The following is a 13,948-nucleotide window of genomic DNA, read 5'->3' as shown; positions in this document are numbered from 1 at the left end:
GCGTGACGTGCCGAACGGCGTCGGGCAGGCGGTGTTCAGAACAGCGGTTGCGGAAGTATCCCCTCGAGCGCCAGCAGCTGCCGCTTCGTCTCCAGCCCCCCGCCGAACCCGCCGAGCCCTCCGTCGCTCTCCACCACCCGGTGGCACGGGACCACCAACGGCAGCGGATTGGATCCCATGGCCGCACCCACGGCCTGTGCGGCACCCGGCTGACCGACCCTGCGCGCCAGGTCCCCGTAGCCCACGACCGTCCCGTAGGGCACGCCGACGGCCAGCTCGCGGAGCACCTCGCGGTGGAAGCCGGAGCTCAGCGACCAGTCCAGGCCGAGGGAGAACTCCCGCAGCTCTCCGGCGAAATACGCCGCGAGCTGGCGCACGGGCCGGCCGGCCAGCAGCGCGGAGTCCGGTGCCTCCACCGGCTCCGTGCCCAGGCGTGTCCGCAACTGCGCGAGTGCTCCGTCCCGGACCGCGGGGGACGCGTGGAACACCACGGTCACCAGACCCGCGCCGGTCGTGGCCAGGAGGAGGGGGCCGATGCCGCTCGGCATGACGGTCCACTCCACGACCCGCTCGTCGTTCTCCATGAGGCCCACGGTACGGCCGGCCACTGACATTGATACTCGTAGCGGGTTCCGGTGTCGTGGCTCTGCCACTGACTGACGCCCTGCTGGGTTGTCTTCTGGTTGTACCGTCCGGCTGCCGGGGCCCGTTCTCCATGGCTACGGCCAGGTGGAACATGACCTGATAGGAGCTTGGTCAGAAGCCCCCTCAATGTCCTGTCTGCCCCACCCGGCCGGCGCCGCCTCCGGCTAGGAAGGCAGCTCCAGCATGACAGCAGCGGGCACAGCGGGCACGATCAGCCAGTGGGTGTTCGGCGGTGTGGACTCCCATGCCGACACCATCCATGTCGCGGTCCTCACCGACAACGGCGGCCACCTCGCCGACGCCGAGTGCAACGACGGCCCGCCGGGATGCTCAGCGGGTGGCGTCCCGGATCGTGTCGGGCCTGTCGGTGATGATGCCGTCCACCCCGAAGCCGGCCAGCTCGGCCGCCTTCGCCGCGTCGTTCACCGTCCAGGTGTTCACCCGCAGCCGCTTGCCGTGGGCGCCCTTCAGCTTCTGCACGGCGGCGACGTAGTCGGCGGTGACGGTGGTGTGCGACGGATTGATCTGGTCGGTGAACGCCGCGTACGACGGCAGATCGGCCACCGCCGGGGTGCCCAGGAAGCCCGTCACGACGTCCGGACGCTGAACATGAACATTTTTCACACTCTCTGCACCGAAGCTCTGGATGACGAGCCTGTGCTTGACGTGACCGCGGTCGAGCCAGCCCTCCTTGCGCAGTACGCGCAGGATGTCCCGCTCGATCCCCGGGTACGTCTGCGGGCTCTTGATCTCCAGGAGCAGCTTCTGGCGGTTGCGCTCGACGCGGTGAAGGTACTGGGAGAGCGTCGGCACCCGGGCCCCCGTGAAGCCGGCGCCGAACCAGCTGCCCGCGTCCAGCTTCGCGATCTCCGCCGCGGTGAAGTCCTTGACCGCCCAGGGCGCGCGGTCGGGGAAGACCTCCTCGGCGTCCGTGGTCCTGCTCAGAGTGGTGTCGTGCACGACCACCAGTACGCCGTCCTTCGTGCGCTGCACGTCGTTCTCCACCCACGCGATGTCCAGGTCGTCGGCCGCGTCCACGGCCGCCAGGGTGTTCTCCGGGGCGTAGGCGGAGGCGCCCCTGTGGGCGTAGACGACCGGGCTGTCCTGGGTGCCGGAGGCATGGGCCTGCGTGGCGGGCAGCAGGAAGCAGCCGCCGAGCAGGGCGGCCGCGGTGGCGGAGGCGGTTGCTGTGCGTACGGACACGTGTACTCCTCGCGTCGGGTTGTGGACAGGGAGAGACTCGCACCCGTTTCCCAACGGAGGGGAGGGTGATGATGGCCATGTTGTGAACGGAATGGTGGGCGCCGCATCCGCGGGGGGCCCAGAGGCGGATAAAATGCCGTTCTTATGTTTGCTTGCCGGGCCTTGCCCTTTAGGGTCACCCCGAACCCGGGCACACCGCGAAGGGCGTACCAGCATGCAGGGCACAGTTGACGGTTTCACCTACGGCGCCGTGACCCCCGTCACCGCGTTCCTCATGGCATGCCTCGGTGCGGCGCTCGGTCTTCGCTGCACCACGCGGTCCCTGCGGGCTCGAGGTGCGTCCAGAGCCGGCTGGCTGGCCCTCGGCGCGACCTCCATCGGATCCGGCATCTGGACGATGCACTTCATCGCGATGCTGGGCTTCACCGTCCGGGAAGCACCGGTGAGCTACGACAGGCCCCTCACCTACGCCAGCCTCGCCGTGGGCGTCGGGATGGTCGGGATCGGCATCTTCCTCGTCGGATACCGGGGCGCCACCCGCATGGCACTGGTCACCGGAGGGACGATCACCGGCCTCGGGGTCGCCTCCATGCACTACCTCGGCATGGCCGGAATGAACTTCGAGGGACTGTTCGAGTACGACACGCTCACCGTCTCGCTGTCCGTCGTCATCGCCGTGGTGGCCGCGACCGTCTCGCTGTGGGCCGCCGTCTCCGTCCACGGCTTCCTCCCCAGCCTCGGCGCCAGTGTGGTCATGGGCGTGGCCGTGAGCGGGATGCACTACACGGGAATGGCCGCGCTCCAGGTGCACCTGCACCCCGACGCCGCCCCCGCACCACCGGGCGACGCCCCCACCTCGCTGCTCCTGCCCATGATGATCGGGCCCGGCTGCTTCCTGCTGCTCGCCGCCGTGGTCGTGATGATCGACCCCCTGGTGGTGACCGGATCCCCCGAGGGAGGCGGGCGGCTGCCGGGACAGGCCTCCCGGCGGGGCGGGCCGGTGACCCCGGTCCCCGTCCAGCGCCGCCGCACGCCGACCTACGCCACCGCCTCGCGCAGGGCCTCCCGGCAGCCGCGGAGCCGCTGAACCCCCGCCGTTGTCAGTGGGGGGTCGTACGGTGGTTGCATGCGGCCAGTCTCGAAGATCGAACGTTCGGTGGCGCCTTTCGAGGTCGTCAGTCCCTACCAGCCCAGCGGTGACCAGCCCGCGGCCATCGCCGAGCTGGACAGGCGTGTCCGCGCGGGTGAGAAGGACGTCGTCCTGCTCGGCGCGACCGGCACGGGCAAGTCGGCGACGACGGCCTGGATGATCGAGAAGCTGCAGCGCCCCACCCTGGTGATGGCGCCGAACAAGACCCTGGCCGCACAGCTGGCCAACGAGTTCCGCGAGCTCCTCCCGAACAACGCCGTGGAGTACTTCGTCTCGTACTACGACTACTACCAGCCCGAGGCGTACGTCCCGCAGTCGGACACCTACATCGAGAAGGACTCCTCGATCAACGAGGAGGTCGAGCGGCTGCGGCACTCCGCCACGAATTCGCTGCTCACCCGGCGTGACGTCGTCGTGGTCGCCTCCGTCTCCTGCATCTACGGCCTGGGCACCCCGCAGGAGTACGTGGACCGGATGGTCCAGCTCAAGGTCGGCGACGAGATCGACCGCGACCAGCTGCTGCGCCGCTTCGTCGAGATCCAGTACACCCGCAACGACCTGGCGTTCACCCGCGGCACCTTCCGGGTGCGCGGAGACACCATCGAGATCTTCCCGGTGTACGAGGAGCTCGCCGTCCGCATCGAGATGTTCGGCGACGAGATCGAGGCGCTCTCGACCCTCCACCCGCTCACCGGCGAGGTCATCAGCGAGGACGCCGCACTTCACGTCTTCCCCGCCAGCCACTACGTGGCGGGCCCCGAGCGCATGGAGAAGGCCGTCACCGGCATCGAGAAGGAGCTGGAGGAGCGTCTCGCCGAGCTCGAGAAGCAGGGCAAGATGCTGGAGGCGCAGCGGCTGCGCATGCGCACCACCTACGACATCGAGATGCTCCGCCAGATCGGCACCTGCTCGGGCGTCGAGAACTACTCGATGCACTTCGACGGCCGCCTGCCCGGCACCGCCCCGAACACCCTCCTCGACTACTTCCCCGAGGACTTCCTCCTCGTCCTGGACGAGTCGCACGTCACCGTGCCGCAGATCGGCGCGATGTACGAGGGCGACGCCTCCCGGAAGCGGACCCTCGTCGACCACGGCTTCAGGCTGCCCTCCGCGCTGGACAACCGTCCGCTGAAGTGGGAGGAGTTCCTGGGCCGGATCAACCAGACGGTCTACCTCTCCGCCACACCCGGGAAGTACGAGATGTCGCGCGGCGACGGTTTCGTCGAGCAGATCATCAGGCCCACCGGGCTCGTCGACCCGGAGGTCGTCGTCAAGCCGACGGAGGGCCAGATCGACGACCTGGTCCACGAGATCCGCAAGCGCACCGAGAAGGACGAGCGCGTCCTGGTCACGACGCTCACCAAGAAGATGTCCGAGGACCTCACGGACTACTTCCTGGAGCTGGGCATCCAGGTCCGCTACCTCCACAGCGACGTCGACACGCTGCGCCGCATCGAGCTGCTGCGTGAGCTGCGCTCCGGCGAGTACGACGTCCTGGTCGGCATCAACCTCCTGCGCGAGGGCCTCGACCTGCCCGAGGTGTCGCTCGTGGCCATCCTCGACGCGGACAAGCAGGGCTTCCTGCGCTCCGGCACATCACTGATCCAGACCATCGGACGCGCCGCGCGTAACGTCTCGGGGCAGGTCCACATGTACGCCGACAAGATCACCCCGGCCATGGCACAGGCCATCGACGAGACCAACCGCCGCCGCGAGAAGCAGATCGCCTACAACACCGAGCGAGGGGTCGATCCGCAGCCGCTCCGCAAGAAGATCAACGACATCGTCGCGTCCATCGCCCGCGAGGAGGTCGACACCGAGCAGCTGCTCGGCACCGGCTACCGGCAGGGCAAGGAGACCAAGGCGCCCGTCCCCTCGCTGGGGGGCAAGGCCGCCGCAGGGGGCAAGGCGAAGAAGGGCGGTGCGGTGGTCACCGACCGGCCCGCGGCGGAGCTCGCGGGGATCATCGAGGAGATGACCGACCGCATGCGGGCAGCCGCCGCCGACCTGCAGTTCGAGGTCGCCGCACGGCTGCGCGACGAGGTGGGCGAGCTGAAGAAGGAGCTGCGTCAGATGAGGGAGGCGGGGCTGGCCTGACCCCGTGGGGCCCGCGATGTTGCAGGACCGACACAAAAACGGCCCATCACTCCTTCTCACCTCGGAGGACTGCGTAGGGTGCGGGGAAACCGCACCGACGGATGCGGGGCAAGCGGAGAGGGGACAGCGCGTGACGGTCAACATGACCAAGGGCCAGGCCATCAGCCTGCAGAAGAGCGACGGGGGGACCCTGACCGCGGTACGGATGGGGCTCGGCTGGCAGGCTGCCCCGCGGCGCGGGCTGTTCGGCTCGCGCACCAGGGAGATCGACCTGGACGCCTCGGCGGTGCTCTTCGCCGACAAGCAGCCCGTGGACGTCGTGTTCTTCCGCCACCTCGTCAGCGACGACGGATCGGTCAAGCACACCGGCGACAACCTGGTCGGCGGCGCCGGCTCGGGCGGTGACGACGAGGCGATCCTGGTCGACCTGCAGCGGGTCCCGGTCCACATCGACCAGATCGTCTTCACGGTGAACTCGTTCACCGGTCAGACCTTCCAGGAGGTGCGGCACGCCTTCTGCCGCATCGTCGACGAGACCAACGGCCAGGAGCTCGCCCGCTACACCCTGGACGGCGGCGGCCAGTACACGGCGCAGATCATGGCGAAGGTGCACCGTGCGGGCAGCGGATGGCAGATGACCGCCCTCGGCAACCCGGCCAACGGCCGGACCTTCCAGGACCTGATGCCGTCGATCCTGCCGCACCTGTAGGCACGGCCGGGGCACTGACGACACCTGGCCCCTGAACATACGTACGAGCAGCTCCCGGAGGCGCCCGCCGCCGGGAGCTGCGCCCATGGCAGGGCACCAACCGAACGTCGAGGGGACAGGGCAATGACGGCCGAGCTGGTCCGGGGGCAGAACCACACCTTGCCCCACACCCGTCTGGAGATCAGGGTGTCGGCGGGCTCACCCGTCGTGGCCGGGGCCACGCTCGGCGACGAGCGGGGTACGGTCCGGGGCGCCGAGTGGATCGCCCACCCGGCGTCGCACCGGGTGCCCGGACTGGAAGTGTCCAGGCAGGCGGCCGCCGACCACCGGCTGGCCGTGGACCTGGACGCCCTGCCCGAGGAGGTCCACCGCGTCACGGTGCTCCTCGCCCTGCCCACGGGCGCGGGAAGGCCGGGCAGTTTCGGCGCGGTCGCCGCACCCTTCGTCTCCGTCACCGGTCTCGACGGTGCCGAGATAGCCACGTTCACCCTCACCGGCCTCGACACGGAGTCCGCCGTGTCGGCCCTGGAGCTCTACCGCCGCCAAGGCGTCTGGAAGGTCCGCGCCGTAGGCCAGGGCTACGCCGCGGGGCTCGCCGAGCTGCTCGCCGACCAGGGCGTGGCGGGCGCGGCGGAGGTGGCCGCCTCCATCCAGGAGGCTGTCTCCTCCGGGCTCGCCCGCTCCGTGACGCCGCCGCCCCGGACCCCCGACGGAGAGCGGGTACGCCATCCGGCCGGCCCCGCGGCCGCCGCGGACAGTGCCGGGCCGCCCGCCGCGGCGCCGGTACCCGAGCCGCTGGAGGACCCGGCGTCCTCGCGCGCGGGCGCTTCCGGCGGCCCCATCGACTACGCCCACCCGCGGCGCCGGACCACGCCCCCGCCCCCGCCGCCGGCGGCTCCGCCCGCCGCGCCCGGACAGCCCCCGCAGCCCGTCGCCGGTGACGCCACCGGCTGGTCCATGGACGAGCGCCTCTACAACCAGATCTGGGGCATGTTCGAGGACCTCGCCCGCGCCGTCGCCGCGTACCGCAGCGCGGTCGACTTCGCCGAGTCCCGGATGGACCAGGAGCTCGAGCGGACCCTCTCCGACCCGCGCAGCCGTATCGCGGGCTCGGGCGACCGCGCCCGCGAGGCGGCCCGCGCCAAGCACGACGAACTCACCGGCCGGGCACGGGAGGCGCTCCAGCGCGATCTCACCCAGCTCGCAGCCGAGGCGGCCGTCGTCGAACCGGCCCTCCCCGCCGCGTACGCGGGCTGGGGAAACCCCGTCTGGCACGGCTACCACGTCCCGATGGAGCTCCCGATGGCCCTGCGCATCGGCGACCTCCAGCTGCCCGAGGGCGACGGCCTGCGCATTCCGCTGCTGGTGCGGCTGCCCCTGGAACGCGGGATCTGGGTCGACAGCGGACGTACGGCGTCCGATGCGGCCGCGGCCACGTCCGGGGACCAGCTGCGGGTGCAGGCCATGGAGACCGCGGTCGCGCTCGCCGCGCGGCTGCTCGCGGTCTACCCGGCGGACGAGTTCTCGGTGCACGTCATCGACCCGGCGGGTTCCGCCGCCGGCCAGCTCTCCCCCCTGGTCCGCTCCGGGGTTCTCGCCGGGCCTCCGGCGGCGGGGGCGCAGGGTGTGTCCTCGGTCCTCGCCCACCTCACCCGGCGCGTCGATCTGGTGCAGATGGCGATCAGGGCAGGCGCCGCGGACGCGCTGCCCGCGGACCTCGACACGGGGGAGCAGCTGCTGATCGTCAACGACTTCCCGCACGGCTTCGACGACAGGGCCGTCACCCAGCTGCGCTATCTGGCCGACGAGGGCCCCTCGGTGGGCGTGCACCTGCTGATGGTGGCCGACCGCGAGGACGCCCGTGCCTTCGGCCCCGTGCTCGACCCGCTGTGGCGGTCCCTGCTGCGGATCACCCCGGTGGCCGACGATCACCTCGCCGACCCGTGGGTCGGCCATGCGTGGACGTACGAGCCGCCGAGGGTGCCGGAGGGCAGCCGGGTCGTGGAACAGGTGCTCGCGCTGGTGGCCGCGGCGCGCCGGGCCGGCTACCGCTGATCCGGGTGACACCGGGTCAGATACACCACGTTCGGCATCTGACCTCGCATTTTGATCACGCCTTGGTCCGGACTTTACCGTTTCTTGGTGCTTCATGTACTGTTCTTTGTGCGGAGGGGAGTACTCCCGATCGCGGCGTTCCCGTCAGTACGGACTGTGACCGGTCCCGGGGCGTCGGCCCGGCGCGCATCCCGCGCTCCCGGGTGGAAGAGACCTCCGGCAGCGACGACGCTGATCTATAGCCCGTAGCGAACTGCCGGAGGCGCAGTGGACGTTTCATGGACCCTCTGGGCGCTGACCATCTTTGGTCTGAGCGCCCTCATCGCCGTCGACTTCTTCATCGGGCGCAAGCCCCATGACGTGTCGACCAAGGAAGCCGGAATCTGGACGATCGTCTGGATCGCCCTGGCCGCACTCTTCGGACTGGGCCTGCTGGTCTTCGGGGAGAGTCAGGCCTCGGGCGAATTCTTCGCCGGCTTCATCACCGAGAAGTCGCTCAGCGTCGACAATCTCTTCGTCTTCGTCCTGATCATGGCGAAGTTCTCGGTGCCTTCCCACCTGCAGCAGCGTGTGCTGCTCATCGGTGTACTGATCGCGCTGGTGCTGCGGGCGATCTTCATCGCCGCCGGTGCCGCGGTCATCGCCAACTTCTCGTGGGTCTTCTACATCTTCGGCGCGTTCCTGATCTACACCGCCTGGAAGCTCATCCAGGAGGCGCGGTCGGACGAGGAGGAGGACGACTTCGAGGAGAACCGTCTCCTGAAGTCGATCGAGCACCGCTTCGGGGTCGCCGACAGGTACCACGGCACCAAGCTCTTCATCCGTGACAACGGCAAGCGCATCATGACCCCGCTGATGGTGGTCATGCTCGCCATCGGCACCACCGATGTGCTGTTCGCCCTCGACTCCATCCCGGCGATCTTCGGCCTGACCCAGGACCCGTACATCGTCTTCACCGCCAACGCCTTCGCCCTGATGGGCCTGCGTCAGCTGTACTTCCTCATCGGCGGTCTGCTGAAGAAGCTGGTCCACCTCAGCTACGGGCTCTCGGTGATCCTCGGGTTCATCGGCGTCAAGCTGGTGCTGCACGCCCTGCACGAGTCCGGGGTGCACGTGCCGGAGATCTCCATCCCGTTCTCCCTCGCCGTCATCTGCGGCGTCCTGGTTATCACCACGATCACCAGCCTCATCGCCTCCAAGAAGCAGGAAGCGGCCGAGAAGGACGAGAAGAAGGACGACACGGAGAACATCGGCGCGGAGAAGTAGCGCCGCACGGACACGCCGACGGCCGGGGCCCCGAGGGGGCACCCGGCCGTCGGTCGTTCACCCGTTCACCAGCCGCGCTCACGCCATTCCGGCAGCTGCGGGCGCTCGGCGCCGAGCGTGGTGTCGTGACCGTGGCCGGGATAGACCCAGGTCTCGTCCGGCAGACGGTCGAAGAGCTTGGTCTCCACGTCGTGGAGCAGGCTCGCGAAGGCCTCCGGGTCCTTGTGCGTATTGCCCACACCGCCGGGGAAGAGGCAGTCCCCGGTGAACACGTGCGGCGCCCCGTGCGGGTCGTCGTAGACCAGGGCGATGGACCCGGGGGTGTGACCGGTCAGATGCCTGGCGGTCAGTGAGACCCTCCCCACCCGGATCGCGCCGCCGTCCTCGACGAGCTCGTCCGTCGGTACCGGGATGCCCTCGGCGTCGTACCTCCCCGCGTACGTCCGCGCACCGGTGGCGGCCACCACCTCCCCGAGCGCCTGCCAGTGGTCACCGTGCCGGTGCGTCGTGACCACGGACGCGATGCCGTCCTCGCCGATCAGCCGCAGGAGGACCCCGGGCTCGGCGGCCGCGTCGATCAGGAGCTGCTCGCCGGTGGCCCGGCAGCGCAGCAGATACGCGTTGTTGTTCATCGGCCCGACGGCGACCTTGGAGATCATCAGATCCGTCAGCTCGTGCACATCCGCAGGTCCGCCGACCTTGACCGTTCCGCTGTACGTCATGTGACGCAGCCTATAGCGGAGGCAGCGCGGGAAGGCCGCCGCCCGTCACGGTGAGTGCGGAGCCGTCGCGGCGTCCGCAGAGCCAGCCGAGGATGTCGGCGGCCGTGCCCCGGACGGTGACCGAAGGTCCGTCGGCCCCGCCGCCCGTGGTCCACAGCCTGCCGTCGGCGGTGACCGCCGTCGTCGGGACGACATCGCGATGCCCGGCGAACCGTTCGGCCAGGAAGTCGTTCTCCCGGGTCACGAACTCCTCCGGCAGGTCCTCCAGCTCGTATCCGGCCCCCAGGTCGACGTGGTGCAGTTCGACCTCGGCCCAGCGGCGGAAGGGGATCCGGGAGGCCGAGTCCGTCACACCGTTGCGCAGCGTGACCTTCCGTGACCAGTCGGCCGGTGCCCCGGCCGCCGCCAGGAAGGCGGCCCCGCTCGCGCGCAGGTCGGAGAGCTGTTCGGTCAGAGGCCGGGGCGCGTCACGCTCGATGTCCGCGTCCCGGGTTTCGCTGTTCGCGTACATCGGGCGCCCCTGGAGAACATTTACGAGGGCGTCGGCGTTACGTGACAGGTGGGCAAGAACATGGCCGCGGCTCCAGCCCGGCAGACGCGACGGCTCGGCAACGGCGCCGTCGTCCATCTTGCCCGTGGCACCGAGCAGTCGATCGGTCGCTTCACGTACAGCTTCCAGGTCGCGCGCATGATCAGTCATGGGCCGAGCGTAGACCCCGCCACTCATTCGGGTGATGGAGTCTTCGGTCGTCCGTAAATCGAATGCGCGTGCTATACGCTCGGAGTCGAAAGCTTCGTACATCGCTGTGGCGCCCCCCATACCCTGGGACGGGGGCTCAGTTCCCCCACTTCTCTCCAGAAAGGTGCGGACCGGCGTGGCCGACCGTCTCATCGTCCGTGGCGCGCGCGAGCACAACCTGAAGAACGTCTCGCTCGATCTCCCCCGTGACTCCCTCATCGTCTTCACCGGGCTCTCCGGGTCGGGCAAGTCCTCACTCGCGTTCGACACGATCTTCGCCGAGGGCCAGCGGCGCTACGTGGAGTCGCTCTCCTCGTACGCCCGGCAGTTCCTCGGCCAGATGGACAAGCCGGACGTGGACTTCATCGAAGGCCTCTCGCCCGCCGTCTCCATCGACCAGAAGTCGACCTCGCGCAACCCGCGCTCGACGGTCGGCACCATCACCGAGGTCTACGACTACCTCAGGCTGCTCTTCGCCAGGATCGGCAAGCCGCACTGCCCCGAGTGCTCCAGGCCCATCGCGCGCCAGTCGCCGCAGGCGATCGTCGACAAGGTGCTCGGCCTGCCCGAGGGCAGCCGGTTCCAGGTCCTCTCCCCGCTGGTGCGGGAGCGCAAGGGTGAGTTCGTCGACCTCTTCGTCGATCTCCAGACCAAGGGCTACAGCAGGGCCCGGGTCGACGGCGAGACGATCCAGCTCTCCGAAGCGCCCAAGCTGAAGAAGCAGGAGAAGCACACGATCGAGGTGGTCATCGACCGCCTCACGGTGAAGGACAGCGCCAAGCGGCGGCTGACCGACTCCGTCGAGACCGCGCTGGGCCTCTCCGGCGGCATGGTGGTGCTCGACTTCGTCGACCTCGAGGCGGACGATCCCGAGCGTGAGCGGATGTACTCCGAGCACCTCTACTGCCCGTACGACGACCTCTCCTTCGAGGAGCTGGAGCCCCGCTCCTTCTCCTTCAACTCCCCCTTCGGCGCCTGCCCCGACTGCACGGGCATCGGCACGCGGATGGAGGTGGACCCGGAGCTGATCGTCCCCGACGAGGAGAAGTCCCTCGACGAGGGTGCGATCCACCCCTGGTCGCACGGCCACACCAAGGAGTACTTCGGGCGCCAGATCACCGCACTGTCCGACGCCCTCGGCTTCCGTACGGACATCCCCTGGGCCGGACTGCCGCAGCGCGCCAAGAAGGCGCTGCTCCACGGCCACAAGATCCAGACCGAGGTCCGCTACCGCAACAGGTACGGGCGCGAGCGCGCCTACACGACCCCCCGCTTCGAGGGCGCGGTCCAGTACGTCAAGCGGCGGCACTCCGAGGCCGAGAGCGACTCCAGCCGGGAGCGCTTCGAGGGCTACATGCGTGAGGTGGCCTGCCCGACCTGCGAGGGAACCCGGCTCAAGCCGCTGGTCCTCGCGGTGACGGTGATGGAGAGGTCCATCGCCGAGGTCGCCGCGATGTCGATCAGCGAGTGTGCCGAGTTCCTCGGCCGCCTCAAGCTGAACGCCCGCGACAAGAAGATCGCCGAGCGGGTCCTCAAGGAGGTCAACGAGCGGCTGAAGTTCCTCGTCGACGTGGGCCTCGACTACCTCTCGCTGAACCGCGCCGCGGGTACCCTGTCCGGCGGTGAGGCCCAGCGCATCCGGCTCGCCACCCAGATCGGTTCCGGCCTCGTCGGCGTGCTGTACGTGCTGGACGAGCCGTCCATCGGCCTGCACCAGCGCGACAACCACCGGCTGATCGAGACCTTGGTGCGGCTCCGGGACATGGGCAACACGCTCATCGTCGTCGAGCACGACGAGGACACCATCAAGGTCGCCGACTGGGTCGTCGACATCGGCCCCGGCGCGGGTGAGCACGGCGGGAAGGTCGTCCACTCCGGCTCGCTCAAGGAACTGCTGGCCAACAAGGAGTCGATCACCGGCCAGTACCTCTCGGGCAAGAGGGCGATCGAGATGCCGGACGTCCGGCGTCCCGTCGACCCGAAGCGCCGGCTCACGGTTCACGGCGCCCGGGAGAACAACCTCCAGGACATCGACGTCTCCTTCCCGCTCGGCGTGCTCACCGCCGTCACCGGTGTGTCCGGTTCGGGTAAGTCGACCCTGGTCAACGACATCCTCTACACCCACCTGGCGCGCGAGCTCAACGGCGCCAAGTCGGTCCCGGGGCGGCACACCCGGGTCGACGGCGACGACCTCGTCGACAAGGTCGTCCATGTCGACCAGTCGCCCATCGGCCGTACACCGCGGTCCAACCCGGCCACGTACACCGGAGTCTTCGACCACGTCCGCAGGCTGTTCGCGGAGACGATGGAGGCGAAGGTGCGCGGCTATCTGCCGGGCCGCTTCTCCTTCAACGTCAAGGGCGGGCGCTGCGAGAACTGCTCCGGTGACGGCACGATCAAGATCGAGATGAACTTCCTGCCCGACGTGTACGTACCGTGCGAGGTCTGCCACGGCGCGCGCTACAACCGGGAGACGCTGGAGGTCCACTACAAGGGCAAGTCCATCGCCGAGGTGCTGGACATGCCGATCGAGGAGGGCCTGGACTTCTTCGAGGCCGTACCGACGATCGCCCGCCACCTCCGCACGCTCAACGAGGTGGGCCTCGGCTACGTCAGGCTCGGCCAGTCCGCCCCGACGCTCTCCGGCGGTGAGGCGCAGCGCGTGAAGCTGGCGAGCGAGCTCCAGAAGCGTTCCACCGGCCGCACGGTCTACGTCCTGGACGAGCCGACGACCGGTCTGCACTTCGAGGACATCAGCAAGCTCATCTCGGTGCTGTCGGGCCTCGTCGACAAGGGCAACACGGTGATCGTCATCGAGCACAACCTCGATGTCATCAAGACCGCGGACTGGGTCGTCGACATGGGACCCGAGGGTGGCAACGGCGGTGGTCTGGTGGTCGCCGAGGGCACCCCTGAGCAGATCGCCTCGGTGCCGGCCAGCCACACCGGGAAGTTCCTCCAGGACGTCCTGGGGGCGGACCGGATCGGTGAGGCCGCTGTGCCCGCGGCCCGGAAGGCACGCAAGGCGCCCGCAAAGAAGGCCGTGGCCGCGAAGGCGTCCACGGCCCGGAAGACGGCCACGGCCAGGACGGCCGCGAAGGCGAGGGCCGAGCAGCCCGCGCCCAGGAAGGCCGCTCGCGCGCGGAAGGCCTGACGCCTTCCGCCCGCGCGGAAGGACCTGACGACGGCCGAACAGGGCGGCACCCCGCACAGGGGTGCCGCCCTGTCGTCGTTCGGGCTTCCCGTCCCTCCGCCTCGCACCGCCCGTGCGCCCCAGGACCGGTCCCTCCCGCCGGGCACTGACCGGGGCCGGTCGAAGGGCCGGCGTCCTGCGTCGGTATCGTCGGGTCTGTCGCTCATGC

Annotated in this window: 10 protein-coding genes; 6 read left to right on the top strand and 4 right to left on the bottom strand. The window is 69.5% G+C overall.

The features are described from left to right. Positions 1 to 35: 35 nt before the first annotated feature. Both HED23_RS24680 and HED23_RS24675 read right to left on the bottom strand, forming a co-directional pair. The gene (locus tag HED23_RS24680; RefSeq protein ID WP_203185574.1) at positions 36 to 584 is read right to left on the bottom strand and encodes a methylated-DNA--[protein]-cysteine S-methyltransferase; all 549 of its coding nucleotides are present in this window, start codon (positions 582 to 584) and stop codon (positions 36 to 38) included. Between the two features lie 391 nt (positions 585 to 975). Next, entirely contained in the window at positions 976 to 1,848 is an 873-nt protein-coding gene (locus tag HED23_RS24675) for a glycerophosphodiester phosphodiesterase (RefSeq protein ID WP_203185573.1), read from the bottom strand. 214 nt (positions 1,849 to 2,062) lie between these two features. Here HED23_RS24675 and HED23_RS24670 point away from each other — a divergent pair, with 214 nt between their 5' ends. The 5 genes from HED23_RS24670 to HED23_RS24650 all read left to right on the top strand — a co-directional run bounded on the left by HED23_RS24670 (position 2,063) and on the right by HED23_RS24650 (position 9,125). Beyond that, positions 2,063 to 2,935, top strand: a complete 873-nt coding sequence (locus HED23_RS24670; RefSeq protein WP_203185572.1) for an MHYT domain-containing protein — start codon at positions 2,063 to 2,065, stop codon at positions 2,933 to 2,935. A 39-nt stretch (positions 2,936 to 2,974) separates the two neighbouring features. Continuing rightward, positions 2,975 to 5,095 carry an excinuclease ABC subunit UvrB gene (gene uvrB / locus HED23_RS24665; protein WP_203185571.1) on the top strand — a complete coding sequence of 707 codons (2,121 nt, stop codon included), beginning with the start codon at positions 2,975 to 2,977 and terminating at the stop codon, positions 5,093 to 5,095. A 130-nt stretch (positions 5,096 to 5,225) separates the two neighbouring features. Next, positions 5,226 to 5,804, top strand: coding sequence for a TerD family protein (locus tag HED23_RS24660; protein ID WP_015607863.1), 579 nt, complete (start codon positions 5,226 to 5,228; stop codon positions 5,802 to 5,804). A gap of 123 nt (positions 5,805 to 5,927) precedes the next feature. Further along, positions 5,928 to 7,859 (top strand): TerD family protein, encoded by a 1,932-nt coding sequence (locus tag HED23_RS24655; RefSeq protein WP_203185570.1) that lies wholly within the window; start codon positions 5,928 to 5,930, stop codon positions 7,857 to 7,859. 267 nt (positions 7,860 to 8,126) lie between these two features. Further along, positions 8,127 to 9,125, top strand: coding sequence for a TerC family protein (locus tag HED23_RS24650; RefSeq protein ID WP_203185569.1), 999 nt, complete (start codon positions 8,127 to 8,129; stop codon positions 9,123 to 9,125). A 65-nt stretch (positions 9,126 to 9,190) separates the two neighbouring features. Here HED23_RS24650 and HED23_RS24645 read toward each other — a convergent pair whose 3' ends face one another. Together HED23_RS24645 and HED23_RS24640 are read right to left on the bottom strand one after the other, a co-directional pair. Then, entirely contained in the window at positions 9,191 to 9,847 is a 657-nt protein-coding gene (locus tag HED23_RS24645; RefSeq protein WP_203185568.1) for an MBL fold metallo-hydrolase, read from the bottom strand. A 10-nt stretch (positions 9,848 to 9,857) separates the two neighbouring features. Beyond that, positions 9,858 to 10,547 (bottom strand): maleylpyruvate isomerase family mycothiol-dependent enzyme, encoded by a 690-nt coding sequence (locus tag HED23_RS24640; RefSeq protein ID WP_203185567.1) that lies wholly within the window; start codon positions 10,545 to 10,547, stop codon positions 9,858 to 9,860. Between the two features lie 175 nt (positions 10,548 to 10,722). Here HED23_RS24640 and uvrA point away from each other — a divergent pair, with 175 nt between their 5' ends. After that, complete coding sequence (gene uvrA, locus HED23_RS24635; RefSeq protein ID WP_203185566.1) at positions 10,723 to 13,740, top strand: excinuclease ABC subunit UvrA; 3,018 nt, start codon at positions 10,723 to 10,725, stop codon at positions 13,738 to 13,740. Positions 13,741 to 13,948: the final 208 nt, after the last annotated feature.

The organism is Streptomyces pratensis (assembly GCF_016804005.1).
Classification (GTDB): Bacteria; Actinomycetota; Actinomycetes; order Streptomycetales; family Streptomycetaceae; genus Streptomyces; species Streptomyces pratensis_A.
This window is presented reverse-complemented; position numbering and strand designations above follow the sequence as displayed.